We start from the raw sequence: 18,892 nt of genomic DNA on the forward strand, positions 1-18,892 counted from the left end.
CGCCGTGCGATCTCGATCGTGAGAAGGTGCGTGGTGGCGCCGGTGCCGGGATCGGTCCGCAGGATCGTGTCGCTGATGACGCGGGCGCTGTCGGCCGTGATCGTCTCGACACCCACATCGAGGGTGCCGGCCTCGCGTGCCGCGGCAACGCGGGTTTCAACGAGGGTGAGATATTCCTCGAAGATCTTGTTCTGCAGCCCGATCGGCAGGGCCAGCAGGCGATTGAGCCAGCGCTGGATCGGCGGCAAGTCTTCCTTCAGGACGCCGTCGCCCTCGGTGATCTCGAGCCCGCTCAGGTCAATGAACTCGGTCATGTTCGTGCTCTTGAGCTTGCCGAGATAGAGAAGGTGGAACCACGAGACGAGGGCGTCGCGCGCGTAATCGCTTTCAAGATTGTCGGCGGGATCGAAGAGGCCCTGCCCTCCGGTCTGGCGCTGGCCGCGCGTGAGGGCGCCAAGGCTGTCGAGGCGGCGGGCGATCGTCGAGGTAAAGCGCAGCTCGCCCTTGCAGTCGGTGGTGACAGGCCGGAACAGCGGCGTCGATGCCTGATGGGTGCGGTGCGTGCGACCGAGACCCTGAATGGCCCGGTCAGCGCGCCAGCCCGGCTCGAGCAGGAAATGGGCGCGCCGGTGCTGGTTCACCGCGTCGAGGCTGGCATGGTAGGATCGGCCCGTGCCGCCTGCATCGGAGAAGACGAGAACCTTCTTCTGGTCATTCATGAAGGCGCTGGCCTCGGCCTGGCTGGTGCGCGGCGTGCGCGTCTCGACCTTCTGGCGGCCGTCCGGCCCGGTGATCAGGCGCTTGGAACGCCCGGTGACTTCAGCAATCCGATCCGGCCCGAAATGTTCGATCAGGGCATCGAGACCCGACTTGATCGGCGGGAGCGCGCAAAGATGCTCGATCAGGTTGTCGCGCGCGGCGATGGCTTCGGGATTGTGGACCGGGTTGCCGTCCTTATCGCGCATGGGCCTGGAATGCTGGGCGCCGGTATCGTCCGTGAAGACCTCCATCTGATGAGTCGGAAAGGCACGCTTGAGGTAATCGACGATCTGGTCGGTGGGAGACAGCTCGATCTGCGGCTCGGCGCGTTCCTCGGCCGTCATCTCCGAAAGGCGCCTGTCGAGGATGGCCTCCGCCGTCGTCACCAGCTGCACGACTACGGAATGATCCTGCTTTAGGTGCTCCTCGATCGCCGCGATCACGGTGGGGAGCTTCATCGAAAGCAGAACCTGACCGAAGAAGCGCTGGCGCGTGCCTTCCAGGCGCGAGCGAGCGGCGGCCTTCGCGCCCGAATTGAGCGTCTTCCCTTCAAGGGCGTCGACGACGTTCGTCGCTTCGAGTGCGGCGGCAAGATTGGTGTTGATGACCTGCCAGGCGCGGCAATAGGTGTCGTAGATCTCGATCTGGGCAGGTGTCAGTTCGTGGCGCAGCACTTCGTATTCGACGCCCGCGAAACTGAGCGCGCGCGCCGTGTAAAGGCCGAGCGCCTTGAGGTCGCGGGCCACCAGTTCCATCGCCGCGATGCCGCCCTGCCGGATATTGGAGATGAACGATTCCCGGTCGGGGAAGGAGGTTTCCGGCCCCCAGAGGCCGAGGCGCACGGCGTAGGCGAGGTTATTGACGTCAGAGGCGCCAGTGGCGGAAGCGTAGAGGACACGCGCATCAGGAAGGTGGTTCTGCAGAAGGACGCCGCAGATGCCCTGCTGGGAGCCTTCGGTCTTGCCAAGGGCGCCCTCGCCGCCTGCGACACCGCCCATCTCGTGAGCCTCATCGAAAGCGATCACGCCATCGAAGTCGGGCCCTGCCCAATCGAGGATCTGCTGAAGGCGGGTTGCGTCCGAGCGGCCAGATCGCAGCCCCGGATAAGTGACGAACAGAGTGCCTTCGTCCATCGTGATGGGCTGGCCGATCTTCCAGTTCGAGAGCGGCTGCACGTCGGCCGAGAGGCCGCCAAGCGCGGTGACGTCGCGGCGGATGTCCTCGAGCAGCGGCTCGTTCTTGGTGATGAAGATGTGGCGTCGGCGGCCCTGCAGCTTGTTGTCGAGGATGCAGGCAGCGATCTGGCGGCCCTTGCCCGCGCCAGTGCCGTCGCCAAGGAAGAAGCCCTTGCGGTACTTGCGACCTTCAGGATCGATGTCGAGGCCAACGCCCTCCTTGGCAGGCTTGAAGGTGCCGGGCAGCGTCTGGCTCCATGCGTGGCCTGCATACACGACGGTCTCGAGCTGGGAGGAGGACAGGAGGCGTTCGCTGACGGTGCGCTCGGGCAGATGCGGGATGTGCGTGGGGATCGGTGCCGGGATCGAACCCATCGCGACCGATTCAACGAGCGCGGTCGGGTGTTCGCCGGCGGCGTCAAAGACGATGCGGCTTGGCCGGTAGGGCAAGTAGACGCCGACCTGTTCGGCCAGAGGTGCGGGCTCTTTCAGCTTGCTATAGCCGACCGGCAGGACCGCATTGGCCTTGGGCGCGTGGTAGGGACGCGGAGCGGCCAGCTTGGTCTTGCGCGCGGCGCCGAACAGCGAAGTCGGTTTCGCAGGCACATGGTGAACCGGAAGGTTCGCGACGGGCTCGAGCTTGATGCGAGCCGGGATGTCGACGGTATCGAGGAAGTCGAGGACGGCCGCGCGCTCGATGACCGCAGGCATGAGGTTGCCGGCGATCTTGTCGATGACATAGAGGCGAACGGCAATGTCGGTGCCGTGTTTCCTGTAGCAGTGCTGGAGTCGGAGCGATGCGCGCACGGTGCAACCGGCGAGGATCGCCTCGTAGGCCGTGCGCAGGCGGGCGCAGGGTCCGAACCAGTCGGGCATGATGGCCACGACGCGGCCGCCCGGGCTGACCCGCTTGATCGCGGCCTGCAGATGGCGGAGCGCCGCCAGGTCATCGGCGCCGCGGCCGATGCTGCGCGAGAACGGCGGGTTCATGAGGACGACGCTCGGGCGCGGAAGATCCGCGTGAAGCGCGACCAGCGACGCGCCATCATTGGCGGTGATCGTTGCATAGGGAAAGATGTGAGCGAGCCGATCACGGCGGCGCGGGTCGATTTCGTTGAGTTGGAGCGCGCGACCGCGCGGGGCCTGGGCGATCAAGAGGCCGTTGCCAGCGCTCGGTTCGAGCACGATGTCGTCGTCGCCGATCGCGGCGAGCAGCATGGCCAGCGCCGCGATGTCTGCGGGGGTCGAGAACTGCTGAAGCTCGATTTGCTCCTCGCTTCGCACGGTCTGGGTCGGCAGGCGCTGCATCAGCGCGCTTGAGATGGCGATGTCTGCCAGTTTGTCGATACGATGCACATCGCTGGCGAGGTGAAGGGCAAGAGCGTGTTCGAGCATTTCGAAACTGTCACGCTGGGTCCAGTAGCCGTCTGCGTCGCTGCCTCCGAACGTCTCGGACATTGTCGCGTTGAGTTGGCGTCGCGTAACGGACCCGCCTACTGCAAAGTGCGCTGCGATCTTGCGTGCGGCCTGCGCGTCGTTGACGACGGTGTAATCGAGAAGATCGGACATGGAGGTCTCCTTGGGGTATCTGCGGCTTCGCAGATCACCCCACACTCCCCCCTCTCCTCTTTTGCTTTCGATGCGTGTTGAACGATTTGGGTCGGCTAGGAACCAGGGATGTTCGCCTGCCGTAGGCCGGCGAGCGATTGTTCTGTGCGGATGCCGATTTTGTGTTGTCGGATGTACGCGGCTGCGAGGATACGTGACCGCGGGCAATGATCGTTAGGGTCGTTTCGGCGCGATGATGTCGGCCCAATCGTTGAACCCATCGGGGCATGGAAGCATGTCGATGGGGACATCTTCGGTGCTGCGTTCCGCAATTGCCGTGTTGGCCAGGGAGATGGCTTGGGCCTGATTGTCCGGGAGCAGTGTGATACCCTTGATGTGGCTTGGAGGCGTGACGATACTAAAGTTGCGCTCGCCAAAACATGTGGCGCCAGGCAGCGCTTTGATCTGTTGGAAAGCGCAGGCCGTCTCGAAACCTTCCGCAAGATGGAGTTTCGTACCGGGATGATAGCTTGGCCAGATACCGCCTCGGGAATTGCCCAGCATCATTCGTGCGGTCCGCTCAGCAGTAGTGGGATCGAGAAACTGACGCTGGATTGCGCAAAGTTGGCCTAACCTGAAAACGCCTACGATGAGTGCCGGGAGGTATTGGACGTCCCTCCCCTTCCCCTTTGGGCAACGCGGATGAAAACGGACGTCTTTGGGGATGAACGTGATGCCCCGGATCTCCTTCAGGTAACGCTCGGCGAGTGTTCCACTGATCGGCCCGGCTTGCTCCCAGATCTGCCTAAATGAGGTATTGGGTAAGCGGTGTGGAGCGACCGTTGGATTCTGGTCCTCTACCGATCGCCCGAGGACGCGGCGGATCGATGACATGACTGCTTGCCCGGAACAGCCGGCAAAGCAGTGGACGAGGATGGACCGGCGGCCCTGCTTGATGCTGAGGCTGGGCTTCCGGTCATTATGCGCGGGGCATCTGCACAAGGCGTAATGGCCGTGCCATTGGCCGCCGAGACGTTTGACAATATCCAGGGTTTCCGATGTCGGGTTGTGCGTCACGGGATCTTCTCCTCAAATTACGCCCTTCCCTTTCCTCGCTTCCCTCAAAAGCTGTTGCAGCGTGGTACTGCTACCAAACCGGCGTAGTACATCTAATTCTAGAAAATTTCTCGTGAATACTATATTTATGCATTGAGCCATATTTTATATATTTTGAGTATTTGGGGATAAGATTGGTTAATAATATTTAATTACAGGGGTGTTGCTATAGAGGTGTCTCCAAGGCTATCACCCAACATCCACATGGGGGAGCCCTGTTTCTCTCACGAGTGACGGGGCTTCATTTTAAGCATCATCTATCATCTGTTCTAGTGATGCCATGACATCGCCATTTTCGAGATCACGGACATCCAATGTCATAGTCCGGTGAAACTCCTCGAAACGTTTGCGTTCAAGGGCTTTCATTTCAAGATATTGTGGGCTTCGCTCCCTGAGGAGCTGGATCGCAAAGTCAGCCTCGAGCCCTGTCCTGTGATCGAGAAATGCCACGATCGCGTCTGGTCTTACCATCCCGGCATGCGTGACGACGTCGAATAGCGGTTTTTTGACGGCTAGTTCGACACGTTTGCGGCGCATCTTGTATTGAAGCGTGGTGAGCGTTTCAAGGAGAACGCGATCACTATGCCGGTCGACGGGTATGAACCTGTTTCCCTTGAACACTGGCTGCGCGTAGGCCCGTAACGGCAGGTATCCCTCACGCGGATTGTGTTCGCCGATAACGACCAAAGCGATGAAGGGTGGTTCGACCTTGGCGCGAATGATGCCGGTGTGCTGTATGCGATTTCGAATATCGAGGTCGCCCAACCCCGTGTGAATGGTCGTGCCTGAAATGGCATGAGCCTCAAGGACGAGAAATGCCTGTGGTGCATGTCCTTCGGGCCAGGCGCGTTCCGCTTCGCGCAATCGTGCTTGTACCCGACGGGATTCCCATTGCTTCACGTTGAAATAGAGATGATCCGATAATTTGACGTGGGGCGCGATTTCAAAACGTTCGGCCGCGGCATGAAGACGAGCGAATTCATGGTTCAACCCGTGATTAGGTGATCCGTGCGGAGGAAGCGGGGGCAAGACATTTGTGTGTCCCGCCTCCAGAAGCATCCACATCAAGCGACCCAGACGTGGTATGGCAACTCCGCGACTGCGATCGTCAGGATCATCCTCAAGCGGCTTCTGGGCTAGTTTTTCAGGCGCCTCTTTGTGGGCTGAGAAGAGTCCTTTGGGATATTCGATCTCAAAAAGGCTGTCGTTTGGGCGTTCGCGAATCCTGTCAGGTGAAGGGGGGAGATAGAGAGGGCAGCGACGATGGTGATGCGGTCTGCCGGTGAGACGGCGGAGGTAATAGGTTTCAGCTTCCGACAGATATGCCGGGCTGATGAGCGGAGGTGTCTGCTCGTGGCTCAAACAGTCGCAGGCGATCCATTGAGCGTTTTCTCGAGCGGTGACGACGAGAGAAACAGCCGCTCGATGATCGGCGTCGGAACCGCTTCCAACGTACCAGCGCACCAGGGCGCTGCGTAAGGCCTCCGGTATAGCAGTCCGGCTTTTGAGGCCATTGGTGTCACGAGGTACGATCCACACGGTTTCCGATCCCGGGAAATGCAAGCCGTTCCAAGTATGTTCTCATATCAAGGAAAGCGGTACTGTCCAAGGCTCGAATGGTTGAGGGCTGAGGAGGTTGATGAAATGCTGGGGAGGTGATTGTTTGCAGGAGCCTCCTGCCCTGCCCTAACAATGCGTTGATGTGCTGCAGGTAGGAGAATCTCCTTTCCTGATCTCATATCGAAGATCCCGCCGCAGGCGGAATGCGCGTTAGTGGTGTTAAGGGTGAAGTTAAAGAGTTAGCGGCATTTCCCAGCGCAGAACTTGTCCAGAAAACCGGCGAGTCGCTGGTTGTGGACAGATTCTGAAAACACGTCGGATTCGATCTGAAAGTACGTTGCGGCTGATTTGAAAACACGTCGATCCGCATCTGAAAGTACGTTGGCCAAGGGCGCGGTGTGGATAACTCAGCCGGATGTCGCGAGCATGATGGCTTATGATGTTGGAATTGCGGCGGATGTATGGGGTGTCTGGCATCTGCGAAGGCTTGAGGAACGTGTTTTCGGGAACGTGTGTCAAACGTCGTATCGTGTTTTCGGGAAGGTCGATCTTCTCGATTCTCGGCGGTTCATGTCGGGTTGGCGTGGTTGTTGACATGAATCGCGGTGTGAACGCGCGAGAGGAGGCATAAGCGCCTCAATCGCGCGCATTTTGGCGATCTATTCCACGTTCGAGTGATGGCTCCGTACCTTTGAATTAGGCAGGGAAGGGGGCCTAACACACTGTCTACCTTCGACGGCGTTGCAAAGGTAGGCGCGGGCGGATCGATGAATTGTCCGATTCCTGAAAACACGTCGGCGCGACCGTGGGCCAGGCATTTGCGTGGGGAGGGGCCCGGGAGGGCAGAGGATGAGGGCAGCGGTCTCGTGTGCAGGGCGAGAGGCGCGAGACGTTTAACCTTGTCGAAGTTGATATTTGTTGCGCTCGTGATGCTTGCGCATGAACCCTAGAAAGCGCTTCGAGTAGTTGTGCGGCAATTCCTCGGGATTTGCGTTGAGAAACGCGTCGAAGGTTTTCATCATAACGTCGAGGTCCCAGCCAGGGCACTCGGTTCTTATGGCGTGGTATACGCCTGGATCGAGTATTCGCTCTGCTCGGGTGGTGGCGCTCCGTTTCCTTTGGCCCGACGGTTCGCTAGAGGCCGCTCCTGCAGGAGTTTCGAGGTCGTTTGCCTTCAGCAGGTCGGCTACGTTGGCAATCACGTTTCGAGCGGCTTCGACACTCACAAATTCATTATCGGGTGCATCTGAAGTACGTTGTTGTGCAGGACGCGAGACGGCGGTGCGCTCGGGTTCAATGGCCCGGGAAGCGGAGCGCAGGGCAGGGGGCTCTTGATCATCACATGGCGGCTCCTCCTTGAGGAACTTGCGCATTACCATCTTGAGTTTTGGCCTTGCGGTGTCGGGATCGATGACCTCAAGGCTAATGTCTGGAAGGCTGTTCGCTCTGGCGAGCTCGATAATCTTGTTTTTGAAGGAGGGCAGCGAACTTTCGCTGCCGCTCTTTTGATGGAGTGTTTCAAATCCGATCGTGAAGCCGTTTGCTCCGTTGCCGCCGGCGTGTTTTCGGCTCGCGCGATAGAGCCACTTGCCAAGACCGCTGGTGATCTCGAAGTAGAGAGGAGAGATGGCGAGGATGTTGCGTTGGTCCATAATGCCATCAAAGAACCATTTGGACAGCGTGATTTCCATCCCGAGCGAGCGTTGCGTGCGCTCGTCAACAAGATGGGTATAGCTGTCGATCCAGGAGAATGTCGTTTCGCGGGTCTTTGAGTTCGCGCGGATGTTCGTCTTGATGGTCGTGGCTTGAAGGCGGTCCAATGCCGCAACCAGGCGTTCATAGGCACGGCCGCTCACACCCCAGCAGATACGCTTGAGGAGGTCGCCAGGTTGGATGCGGATCGAAGGGGAGAGGTCGTTTTCCCCTCGCTCGCGCAGCTCATTAAGGTGCGAGGCGAGGTAGATCATGATGTCCGCGTCCCAGATCGTTGCCATGCCGTATTGAGGATTGGCCGAGACGTTGACGCGAACGGATTTGTCGGGGCTGACGTAGTCGATAGGCTTTAGCCGCTTCCTCTTGGAGAGGCTGAAGAAGGGTCGCTGCATTGTCTCCTGATAGTCGCGAAGGGATATGTCGCTGAAATCGGGCAGCGTGAAGAACATTTCGAACTGGACGGGCCTCCCGTCTATGATCGTGGTTGTGTTCTTGTTTGACACTGCGTGAACCTATCTGAGGAGCGGCGTTTCCCACGCGTGGGAAATTCAACGTATGTATATGAAAATCAAGACGAAACCGTGCAATTTTGGCGTTCAAAATGTCGACAAGCGGTGCCGGGAATGCCGTCAATGTCGAGGCGCTACGAGGGCGGCGGTAATTGGAAAATTTTCGACTGTTCGATCAGCGGCTTGATTGCGTCGAGAATTTCATCCGCGGACAGGGTGCTTGGCTTGAGCGTAATCGTAAGGCCGGTTGAGCGATCACGGTCGACCTGGCCGATTGCGACGTCGCCCGACTGGATGACGGTTTTTGTGTTGCCTCTTGGGCGGTTGGCCGTAGCTTTAATAAGTCGATCGACGACGGCGCTGCCTGCAATGGGCTCTTCGTCACCGGACTGACGGAAACTTTGCTCTGCGGCAATGGCCTTAGCTGCTTCTTCCATCTTGTGGCGTTTGGTTGGATCGCGAAGAGCAGGAAGGATCTTGTCAGCATGACGGACTTGCAGGTCCATCGGCGAATTGAAGGCGGATACGATGATGCTGGGGATTTCGGTCAGGCTGATGTAGCGGGCCAGCATCGATTTTGAGACTTTGATACGCTCGGCCATGCGGGTCTGGACGCCGCCATAGTACGTATCGACAGCGAATTTGTAATTTCGTCCGCGCTCGAGGTCGGAGATATCTTCGCGTTCGCGGTTCTCAATGTCAGCGAGACGAAATGCAGCTTCATCGTCGAGATCATCGATGATGCCGACAAGATCGATATCGGGGTAGTGGTTGGCGTTGAGCCAGGAAACTGCCCAATGTCGCCGGGTGCCGATGATCAATTCATAGGGCAGGGGGGCTTTTGGGGTACGTCGAACGACTACGGGGATCTTGTTTCCGTTCTCGGCTTGAATGGATTCGATCAGGGTTCGTAGGCGGTCTTCGGACAGTTCTTGATAGTCGCGGGCGTTGCCCGGCCAGATCGAGCATTCCGCGGGCTTGAGCTTGATGGTGGGCCGCTTGACCATGCGCGATGCTTCGCTGAATGCGTCAAGACGCTTCGCGGTAAACGTGGTTCGTTGCTCCGGCGCTGTGGGGGCCGCTGGTTCGCTTTGATCGGTGGCCGCTTCCGGAGTGGAGGCCAAAGCCTCACCGATAATTGATCGACGGCGGGGACGGCTCATGCTGCAATACTCCCGGAATCGTCCGTCGTTCGTTGCATCGCAAGATTCTTAGAGGGCCATTGTTGGCGAATTTGTTGCAGAGCCTCGCCAAAGACCGAATCAAGGTTGTCGCGGCAACGCTGATATGTCGCAGTGGCAGCCGATGGCTTGCTTTCGTAGATCGAGCGGAATGCTTGCGTAGCGTTCTTTATTTCTTCTGATGACAGAATGGGCTGGCTCAGGAGAAAATTGGCGTAGGTCGCTTGCATCATCTGCAGCATTTCGTGTTCGCCCGGCTTGCCAGGGTTGAAGGCGGAGCACACAATTCGAATGAAACCGTAGTCGACTGGCGTTCCGTGGGAATCCAGGATCTCGAGATTTTCAGCGATCGTTTCCATGAAGTGTATGGTCGAGAGGTAATCGAGTTGGCGGGCAGGCACTGGAATAAGGATGCCCGAGGCAGCTGCCATTACGTTGAGGCCCAAAAAGCCCATGGCTGGCGGAGGATCGAGTAGGATGACGTCGAAATCTTTGATGACCGTCTGCAGGCCGATCCTGAGCCGTTGAAGGCTCTCTCGAACAGCTTGGCTTCCTTCGGTAAGTGTCGAAGTGAGATCCCATTCAGCGTCCTGCAGGCCAAGACTGGAAGGGACAATTTTGGTCGTCGGCCAAGCGGTGTCGTGAATTGCCTTCGGGAATTCATCGAAGGTACTACGAGGCGATAAAAATTCGCCTAGAGTACATTCGTCGTCGAGGAGCGATTCGGGTTGGATGTCGAACATTGTGGTCGTGGATGCTTGAGGATCGCAGTCTACCACAAGAACACGATAGCCATGCAGTGCCAGATAGTCTGCAAAGTGCTTGGTGATGGTGCTCTTGCCAACGCCGCCTTTGAAATTCTGAACTGCAACGACGACAGCATCTTCATCGGACGCTTTACCGACTTCGATGCCGAACACCTTTCGGATATGTGTGAGGTCATCGATTGTATAATATCGACGAGCGTTCCCCAGCTGCTTGGGCTGCGGCAGGCGACCGTCTTTTTCGGCTTGCCGGATAGCTTCAACAGAACGCCCGACCAGTTCGGCGGCAATGCCAGGACCGAACGTAAGGTTGAGCACTTTGGTATTTTCGGGTTCGAATGCGATCTGTTTGACTCGGTCGCGCATGTCCTCGCACGAGCGAGTCAGAGCGCGAAGTGTTTTGACGGTATACGATGGCATGGATGAACCACTCCGGCCTGATTCGAGAATTTCGAACAACTTTGATATTCATGCCAGTATTCAGCGTCAAATGTCAAACTGCTGTTCAAAATAGCCCGATTTTGCAAAGCCGCGACATCAACCGCTCGTGTTCTCAAAGGCTCGCAGCGAACAAACCGGATTGATGTCAGTTCGGAGGGGGTGTAGGCCATCGCGGCGATACCCACAGCCAGGCTTTGGAAACGAGGTCTGATGTGAAGACGTTGACGATTATGACGGCCCTGGCGTGTGCTTTGGGGTGGCTAGGGTCTGCCCAGGCTCGCGAAGCCGATGTTCAGACATTCTCAGGGCAACCGGTTGGCTTTCAATTGCTGCAGCCGGGCAACACGCCGGCGGCGGAGGTTCGACGTGAAAATGATCCGTCCGCATCTGCGGGACTGAACCTTCAGTCGGAGTTTCTCGGATTTGGTGATGATGAATTGCCGAGTCGATCATCTGCGGGAGACTTGGTGTATATACCGTCATGGATGCGTGGCGGCGGAGCCGGGGTAACTGGGGATTTTCCAGCGCGGCTCTCCGAAACCCAATGTGGTCAACGCCAATATCGGGCCTACCCGGGGTTGACGGCAGAGCAGCAGGTACGGCGAGCCAGATTTTTCGAACGGATGGTCACGGCCGCCTGCAGCGCCGGCGTACCCGTAGATTTGTTTGATGCGCTCATCGTCCAGGAAAGTCGCTATAATCCGGCGGCGTTAAGTCCGAAGGGTGCAACCGGCTTAACTCAGCTTATGCCAGGCACCGCGCGGCTTCTCGGCGTTGCCGATCGGTGGAATGTCTCGGACAATCTCGAAGGTGGGGCGAGATATCTGCGGCAGCAGCTCGATGCGTTTGGAAATTGGGCACTGGCGCTGAGCGCCTATAATGCCGGCCCTGCCAACGTGCAGAAATATGGCGGTGTCCCGCCATTTCGCGAGACGAGGGCCTATGTTCGTAAGATTTTGGCGTCTATCGAGCAGCACCAGCAGGGTCGTGGTGATGAACCGGTCGGAACGCGCGTGCCAACTCAATCGGTGATGCTTGCTTCGTTTATCCCGTAGGTTCGATGTTCCAAAAGACGTCGAAGCCGACATGATAGGCAAAATACAGCGCAATGAAGGCGATTACGGGTGTACCAAGCAGATAGTTTCGTTGCCATCGCAGCCATATCTTGGGCAAGGCGAGGGCAATGTCGAGGCGGGTGGCAAAAGAGGGGCGCCATTTTCCTTGAAACAGGTCGAGAAACGTGGCTACCGCGGCAAGAGCACCGCAAATAAGCGCCATGCAGCCAACCGCGATGTAAAGGGACGTCCAGGCTATGAGCGCTGCTTGGTTCATGCTTGAAGTGTAGTCCCAACTCACGCAAATATCATTAACAAGCAACCAAGGGCTTGTGTTCCGCAGTTCTCCTGCGCGCAAATACAGTATGCCCGATGTTTAAATCGCCGTCGGCGGCTTTACGGACTATTCCGCGCATATAGGCATCGGCTGATTTGTGAATCTTACTCTCCGCCACGAGCTGGCCTGTGATGAGCAAGCACAGTGTCGTTGCGGCGATGCCTAGCGCGGCGACGGAGGCATCGGCGATGTTGTTGGACACGCCTATGAGCCGCGCCAGTTCGTGTGGTGTCGACCGGGTAGGACCATGACGCAGATTGATCAGATCGTGCGTGAAGGGAAAAAGCCAAGAAGTCTCACGCCACGAAAATCCGCTTCGAATGATGCCGTAGGGATCTTCGAAACCCGGTTTAGAGGTATCCCCTAAAGACCTTGAAGCGGGAAGGGAGCGGCCGTCGTGCGCGTACTCCTCTTCTGCCGAGCTGCTACTTTCACCTTGGTTTGTTGAATCGCTGTATTGGTAGTGGACGGTATCGTCCGGTCTAGTGGACGACTCGTCCGCAAAATCGGGGCAACGGATCGCAGATTGCAGTAGCTGTTCTACTTCGAGCAGGAAGTCTTCAGCATCGGAGCAAATGGCCTGAAGCTCGGCTATGTCAGCGTTTCGTAGCTGGTCTCTTTGCGCCCTTAACATTCCGAGTTTTTGCTCTGCCTCGTTCGCCCACGAGCAGTCGGTTACGCTGCGAAGGAGAGTTGAGGCTGACCGCAGTGCGTCTGTGGTTCGCCTAGGCAATTCGATTCTCTTCATCCTCAGATGTTCCTCGGTCTGAACGAGGTCCTCTATCGATTTCACGAGGATGCGCAGGGGGGCCAATGACCATCCAGATCCAATCGGCCCGCTTGCCGTTCGACGATAGGATCGATGCCCATTGCCCTTGGCGCAGAAGGGGATGATCATGCCCCAGCGCGCCAATTCGCGCAGCACACGCCTTGCGTTCTGGATGTTCCAGCGGTCTTCGAGTGTTTTGTTGCTTGCGCCCATTACCGGACCTGCTGGAGCTGACCAGTCCTGTTCATGGGCGCACATGAGGCAAAGCTCATAGAGTTTACCCCAGGTGTTTCGCGTGATGGGATGGGTCACGCTACCTCGTTTCGCAAGGTAATTCAGCGCACAGAGCAGTCGTGCTCGAAGTGGTTTGTTAGGGGTTTCGAGGTTGTTAGCCGCGTTCCTCAAACTTGAATACACGAGTGCCGCCCATCGAGATCTGTCCGCCGGCGTGAGCAACTCCGGGATCTCGGTAGGCAGCCGATCAGCGAGTTTAACTAAGTCCCCGATCGCACTGGAATGACCGCGATACGCACTTGTTTGGTGGGTCGTCACGATTCCGGCCGGACATATGGCAATACTCATTCGTTCGCTCCCGCGTGTTGCGAGAGACGGCACAGACGCGATCATACTCCGCGGCAGGCGCGGGTTAGATCTTGTAGAATGCGAAGGTGAGGCGTATTTTCGGACGTGAACTTTTGGCGCTGCCCGCCTTTTCAGGCGGAGGCCTCATCCTTCCAAGGGCCCGGGCCATGCCTGGGTCTTTTTTGTCTGTGCTATCTCCTCCTTCGTGGACCAGTGAAGGTCGGGCATACGCCCGGCCGGGCTTGGCGTACCGTTGGAGCGCAGCAAAACGCTGCGCAAAATCGGTTGCGCCAAAAGGGTTGGACTGGTAAGGAGAAAGTGACTGCTTTTCCCACCAGTGGGTTATGAAAAGGGCTCGGCGCCAACCGAGCCCTTTTTCATTCTGGGTTGCGTTGAATTGCTACATCGTCGTTCTGGTGCCTTTCTCGATTAAGGTAGGAATTGATGACGTTGGTAATGACGGCGTCACGGCTTACGCCGTCCCTTTTCAATTCGTCGATGCTGTTGATGAGGCTCGCGGGCAGCCAGACTTCCAGTGGCCTCAGGCCGCGGTCCCGCATGCGCTGTCTGTGCGTTGCCTTTCGGTCGATCGCCATGTGGGTACTCCTCTCGGAGAGGAACGTTACGCGGCTGTTCCTAGGGACGGGGAGGCTGAACAATGGCAGGGCCGATGCACAGTGTCAGGCGATCGGAGTTTCCTCTCGCTCTACGACCCGCGCGTGGTGAGCGCAGATTTGTTCTGTGATCTTCTGCGCGTGGGATCGGCAGAGGTTTCTGCGTATCGGTTTGAAATCACCCCGGACCGCAGAGAGCTGCTCGTTTAGAGCGATTCCCAGTTCTTCGGTGTAGGCAGCGATCGTTTCGCAGCATGGATCGAAATAGGCCTGCGGATTATTGAGGACTTGGACGGCGACCATCGCTCTTAGGGGATCAATGCCGAGGCAATCGTAGACCTGCTGCAGTTCGGTAACGCTTATTAGGCCTGCCTCGATTTTCTCGAAGAGTTGTCGTCGTAGCCGGTCGTTCACGACGCCTCGTCGTTGCAATTCGCGCAGGCTGACATTCTGGCTGGCCATCGCTTCTCTGATGATCACTGCATACCCAAAGCCTGCGCTGGATCGTGGGTTGGTTTCGGCGCTCTGCTCGTCGGCGTCCATCCGAATCAACTGGCCCATATGAATACCCCAAAGTGTGGTTTCATTGAGCCGTATGGGACTGACTCCTATACGGCCAATGCACTTGCATTGCTGTTATGGGAGGAAACAGAGGATTTTGGCAAGCCCTCAATCAGAGAGTGTCACGAGCAAGCAGCAAAAGATTACCGTTTCTCGGGCGGAAACAGGAAAATCCACAAGTTCTTGAAGCCGCTTACGAAAGTGTTCGAATTGATCTCTCTTGTTGGCATGCAGCCTGAGGAAAATCTGGATATCACCATCAAAGGGTGCTCCAAGACGTAATTCTTCAATGGCTTCGAAAGGGGGGGCGATATCAGTCGATATCGTGTAGTTTATAACGCCGGACAGGGTTTCATATCTTAGATGACGGCGGCTTAATTGCCGAATTGCGTTCAGTGTCATCGCAAATGCACTTTCGTTTACCCGCATCTTATAGACGGTAACTCTTGAATCGCTGTTCACGGATCTGGAGGCCCCTGCTTATCCCGAGCCGCTGGTAGCACTGGAACTGGCGGTAGATAAGCGCCTTGCTTCGAGCGCTGAACGATGTGGTTCGGCATGGAACGATGGGTCGGAGTATCCGTAGGTCGACCTATGTTCGCCTCGTGAGGCGCACAAAAGCGCCAGGCGAGGGCGCATATTGTTCCTTGTGGGGGCAAATAGAACCCGGAGTGGAGACTGCGTGACTCCAGGTGGTGCCGCAAGCAACCGTGCAGGGTGCCGAATCATGCCCGATTTCATCAAATAGACCGCCTTCATTTAAGAAGTGGTTACAAAAAGGACGGGGCGTTATTGATCGAGCGCCGGGTCTGTTCCGTGGTGTGTTCGCGCAGATGCGCAGGATTACACGGAAAGGTACTCTTCATGAATGCTCTCAAAGTGGAAGCTGCCAATGTTGGCAAGAATATTGCCGTCGCGGCCGGCTTGGCGGCGCTTGCGTCGGTGGTCGGTGTGGAAATGGCGTTCGCCGGCACGGACGGCACCTTCGATACGGCGCTGACGAAGTTCACGGACTTCCTCGAAGGTTCGGGCGGCAAGATCATCACGGTGCTGTCTCTCGCCGGCGGCGTTGTCGGTCTGGCTTCGGGTCGCTTCTCGCTCGGTCAGGTCGCGATTCCGGTCGGGGTCGGCGTCGGCGCCGGCACCGGCGTGCCGATCGTCACGTCGACTGTGACCGCCACCATCTGAACCAATTTCATGGGCCGCACGTCTCCGGCGGCCCATGAAATCTCCTCGGGGCGGTCTTATGGATCAGTATAGCATTCCCAAGCATCTCGACGACCCGGAGCTTATTGGCTTTTGGACGCTCGATGAATTCCTTGTGATGGTTATCCCTTTCACCTGGGGGATTCTTAGCCAGCACATCGTCATCGGGCTCGCCCTGTCAGTGGCTGCCTGGCTGGGGTATCGCAAACTTCGAGCCGGTCGCTCGATGCACTGGGTGCTGCATGTCGCTTACTGGCATCTGCCGGGCGGCTTCTTTGGTCTGAAGGTCGCCCCGCCCTCTCATCTTCGGGTCATGGCGGGCTGATATGGATCTTGCTTTCGCACACGAGCAATCGCAGCGGGCACTCAAGCAGCGAAATCTGCTGGCGATCGCTTGCCTCGCACTCTTGCTTTCTTGTTTCGCGCTTCTGACGTTCGCGAGCCGACGTGATCGCGAGGTCATTCTTCAGCCTGTCGTGCCCAAGGAAATGGCGATTTCGTCCGCGGGCGTTTCGGCGGACTACCTGGAAGCGGTGACGCGCGACGCGGCACTCCTCACTCTAAATCGATCGCCGGAGACGTTGCAGTACTGGATGGATTCCATCCTCAAGATTACCGCTCCAGAGGCTCGCGGGCCGTTGAAGGCGGAACTCGCGAAGATCGTCGAGGAGCAGCAGGGCTCCCAAGTCACCCAGTTCGTGACGATCGACTGGATACGGGTCGATCCCGAAGCGCTGACCAGCGAGGTCGGCGGCGTTCTGCATACGGTTGTCGCTGCGCGCGATGTTCGCAGCGAGAATCGCGTCTTCCGCTTCACATGGAAATACGAGGGTCTGAGCCTCAAGCTTCTCGGTTTTGGCGTTGTTCTCAAGAAGGATGAAACCGAATGACGAACGTCTTGGGCCAATGCGAATTGGTCGCGGGAGCGGCGCTGCTCTCGTCACTCGATTGCCTGGCAAAGCGCTCCTTAGGAGCAGTGATCTTGGCGCTAGGTTTGCTGTCTTCGGCACCGGCTCTCGCCGATCAGACAGTTTCCGTCGCCGACAATGGAACCGTGCAATGCGATGCCTCTAAGCAGGACCTCACGAGAATCTCGCTCAAGGACGATGAATTCGCGTCGGTCTCGAAAGTATCGAGCGGCAATCCCAATGAGGACTTTTCAGTCGTTCACGAAGCGACCCGAGGTGACATCTACTTGTCGGTTCCCGAAGGCTACGTTCGCACGTCGTTGTCGTTCTTCGGGACGACGAAGAAGGGCTTCGTTTACAAGTTTGTTTGCAGCGTATCCGGCGCCGAAGCCAAACAGGTGTTCGTCGCCAATGCGGAGATCAACAGGCCCAAACGGGAGGCGATGGCTCTGAAATCGGGCTTGCCACTCGACCAGCAGGCGGTTGGCTTGGTGCGCGCGATGTTCGAGCAGAAGCCGGCCGAAGGTTTCGAGATCCACGATCGGCCGCATGCGCCTGTCAATGTCGGTAATCTGAAAGTGCAGCTCGTCAGCGAATACGACGGCTTGTTGCTGGCGGGCAAGGTGCTGCGCATCGAGAACACGGGAAGCGAGCCCGTGCTTTTGGGCGAAGACCTGATCGCCTCACGCGGCGCTGTCGCGGTGAGCATTTCCAACCCATCGTTGGCCCCCGGCCAAGCGACAGGAGCCTACGTGGTGGTTCCTGCAGGAGAGCTATGATGGACATTTTCAAGCGCAAGGCCAAGGACGTCGAGGGGCAACGGGGCGGCGAGTATGACGCCGTCGAAGATACCGGGCTGATCTCCGAGAATGCATCGGCGGAGCGGCGTCAAAAACTCATCCTCTACGGGGGCGTTGCCGTCGTGGGCCTTTTGGCGATGTACTATATTCTGGGCGGGAGCGGCTCGAAGTCGACCAAGAATGTGATAGGCGACGCCAAGACGCAGGTGTCGACCGACGCGATCATGAACCGGCAGATGGCCGATCGTGATTGGATGACGATGTACGACCAGCAGCTCAATTCGCAGGAGAATCAGCTGAGGGGCGTCGATAAGACCGCGACGCGGGTCGATCAGGTCCAGGATGAAGTGCAGAGCCTTCGTCAGGAAAACGAGCAAATGAAGGCGGACGCGACGCGGGTCTTGGAGGCCTATCAGCGCGAGAACGATCAGCTGAAGGGGCAACTGGACAGCCTGCAGAAGTCGGCCCCTTCAGCATCGGCGCCTGGTGCTCTCGCATCGGCGCGTGCGCTGGGCGTATCCGGCGTTCAAGCGGGTACAGGTCGCAGCAATGAGGTGAAGCTGGTTTCGTTTGATGGTGGCAGTCCGGGTCCTTCGGGTGACGCAAAGAGGATCGAAGCGGGCGGAAAACAGGCGGCAACATATACAGACAGCCCAAATTTCCTGCCGCCTAATTCGATAGCGACGGCCAAAGTCGTCGTCGGCGTTGACGCGGCAACAAACGTTCACAGCCAAAGCGATCCTCTGCCCGTTCTGCTGCGGATCACCGGGCCTGCGCGGTCGGTCTTCTCGGACGGGAAACTCTACAGGACGCAAGTCCAAGGCTGCATGGTCAATGGGGCTGCCTACGGAGATCTTTCCTCGGAGAAGGTCTATGTGAAGCTGCAGCGCATGACCTGCCCGCAGCCCGGTGGGCGCTTCGCGGTCTCGGAAGTGAAGGGCTTTATCTCCTTTGGAGGGAAAGTCGGGCTGCGAGGGCGCGTTGTCAGTCGTGAAGGGGGGCTCATTGGTCAGGCGTTCCTGGCCGGGCTCGCGGGTGGCTTCGGCCGCGGCTTCTCCGCAAACGCGAACTCAATCTTCAGCGGCGCGAACGTCAGTGTCAACGGCCAGCGCCAGCAGCTTTCAACAGGCGACATCGTCAAGGGCGGTCTTGGTGAAGGGGTGTCGAAGGCCGGCGATACCGTATCCGATTATCTGATCGAGCGGGCCGAGCAGTATCAGCCGGTCATCGAGATGCCCACCGGCGCCGATGTCGAGGTGGTGTTCCTTGACGGCACCTTCATTCGAAACTGAGG

General features: G+C 58.0%; 17 protein-coding genes. 6 read left to right on the top strand and 11 right to left on the bottom strand.

Annotation, left to right across the window (positions count from 1 at the left end):
- The 6 genes from MTR64_RS16025 to MTR64_RS16050 form a co-directional block, all read right to left on the bottom strand.
- The coding region (locus MTR64_RS16025) for a strawberry notch family protein (RefSeq protein WP_243995463.1) at positions 1-3,503 on the bottom strand (3,503 nt) is incomplete at its 3' end.
- Between the two features lie 213 nt (positions 3,504-3,716).
- Complete coding sequence (locus tag MTR64_RS16030; RefSeq protein ID WP_098108371.1) at positions 3,717-4,559, bottom strand: DUF7146 domain-containing protein; 843 nt, start codon at positions 4,557-4,559, stop codon at positions 3,717-3,719.
- A 285-nt stretch (positions 4,560-4,844) separates the two neighbouring features.
- Positions 4,845-6,137 carry a hypothetical protein gene (locus MTR64_RS16035; RefSeq protein ID WP_243995464.1) on the bottom strand — a complete coding sequence of 431 codons (1,293 nt, stop codon included), beginning with the start codon at positions 6,135-6,137 and terminating at the stop codon, positions 4,845-4,847.
- 914 nt (positions 6,138-7,051) lie between these two features.
- Positions 7,052-8,320, bottom strand: a complete 1,269-nt coding sequence (locus tag MTR64_RS16040) for a replication initiator protein A (RefSeq protein ID WP_098108401.1) — start codon at positions 8,318-8,320, stop codon at positions 7,052-7,054.
- Positions 8,321-8,514: 194 nt separating this feature from the next.
- Positions 8,515-9,543: a ParB/RepB/Spo0J family partition protein gene (locus tag MTR64_RS16045; RefSeq protein ID WP_098108369.1), complete on the bottom strand. Its 1,029-nt coding sequence runs from the start codon at positions 9,541-9,543 to the stop codon at positions 8,515-8,517.
- On the bottom strand, positions 9,540-10,784 hold the full coding sequence (locus tag MTR64_RS16050) for an AAA family ATPase (RefSeq protein WP_327194282.1): 1,245 nt from the start codon (positions 10,782-10,784) through the stop codon (positions 9,540-9,542). The genes MTR64_RS16045 and MTR64_RS16050 overlap by 4 nt, the downstream gene beginning before the upstream one ends.
- 212 nt (positions 10,785-10,996) lie before the next feature.
- On the opposite strand from MTR64_RS16050, the gene MTR64_RS16055 reads away from it, so the two are divergent.
- On the top strand, positions 10,997-11,821 hold the full coding sequence (locus MTR64_RS16055) for a lytic transglycosylase domain-containing protein (protein ID WP_243995466.1): 825 nt from the start codon (positions 10,997-10,999) through the stop codon (positions 11,819-11,821).
- On the opposite strand, the gene MTR64_RS16060 is transcribed toward MTR64_RS16055, so the two are convergent.
- The 5 genes from MTR64_RS16060 to MTR64_RS16080 form a co-directional block, all read right to left on the bottom strand.
- A complete protein-coding gene (locus MTR64_RS16060; protein WP_098108366.1) occupies positions 11,811-12,098 on the bottom strand; it encodes a hypothetical protein in 288 nt (95 codons plus the stop codon). The genes MTR64_RS16055 and MTR64_RS16060 overlap by 11 nt on opposite strands.
- Before the next feature lie 34 nt (positions 12,099-12,132).
- Entirely contained in the window at positions 12,133-13,239 is a 1,107-nt protein-coding gene (locus MTR64_RS16065; protein ID WP_243995468.1) for a helix-turn-helix domain-containing protein, read from the bottom strand.
- 647 nt (positions 13,240-13,886) lie between these two features.
- Complete coding sequence (locus MTR64_RS16070) at positions 13,887-14,105, bottom strand: antitoxin MazE-like protein (RefSeq protein WP_141521631.1); 219 nt, start codon at positions 14,103-14,105, stop codon at positions 13,887-13,889.
- 84 nt (positions 14,106-14,189) lie between these two features.
- Positions 14,190-14,684, bottom strand: coding sequence for a hypothetical protein (locus MTR64_RS16075; protein ID WP_098108363.1), 495 nt, complete (start codon positions 14,682-14,684; stop codon positions 14,190-14,192).
- A gap of 108 nt (positions 14,685-14,792) precedes the next feature.
- Entirely contained in the window at positions 14,793-15,146 is a 354-nt protein-coding gene (locus MTR64_RS16080; protein WP_141521630.1) for a hypothetical protein, read from the bottom strand.
- A gap of 402 nt (positions 15,147-15,548) precedes the next feature.
- Between MTR64_RS16080 and MTR64_RS16085 the strand changes: the two genes are divergently transcribed.
- From MTR64_RS16085 to MTR64_RS16105, 5 genes are read left to right on the top strand one after another with little or no spacing between them, the layout of a single operon-like run.
- A complete protein-coding gene (locus tag MTR64_RS16085) occupies positions 15,549-15,872 on the top strand; it encodes a hypothetical protein (protein WP_243995470.1) in 324 nt (107 codons plus the stop codon).
- A 58-nt stretch (positions 15,873-15,930) separates the two neighbouring features.
- A complete protein-coding gene (gene traL / locus MTR64_RS16090; protein ID WP_098108360.1) occupies positions 15,931-16,215 on the top strand; it encodes a type IV conjugative transfer system protein TraL in 285 nt (94 codons plus the stop codon).
- A 1-nt stretch (position 16,216) separates the two neighbouring features.
- Positions 16,217-16,780, top strand: coding sequence for a type IV conjugative transfer system protein TraE (locus MTR64_RS16095; RefSeq protein ID WP_243995472.1), 564 nt, complete (start codon positions 16,217-16,219; stop codon positions 16,778-16,780).
- On the top strand, positions 16,777-17,577 hold the full coding sequence (locus MTR64_RS16100; RefSeq protein WP_243995474.1) for a type-F conjugative transfer system secretin TraK: 801 nt from the start codon (positions 16,777-16,779) through the stop codon (positions 17,575-17,577). Before MTR64_RS16095 ends, MTR64_RS16100 begins: the two co-directional genes overlap by 4 nt.
- On the top strand, positions 17,577-18,890 hold the full coding sequence (locus tag MTR64_RS16105; protein ID WP_098108357.1) for a TrbI/VirB10 family protein: 1,314 nt from the start codon (positions 17,577-17,579) through the stop codon (positions 18,888-18,890). Before MTR64_RS16100 ends, MTR64_RS16105 begins: the two co-directional genes overlap by 1 nt.
- Positions 18,891-18,892: the final 2 nt, after the last annotated feature.

This window comes from Novosphingobium album (ex Hu et al. 2023) (assembly GCF_022832385.1).
GTDB lineage: Bacteria > Pseudomonadota > Alphaproteobacteria > Sphingomonadales > Sphingomonadaceae > Novosphingobium > Novosphingobium album.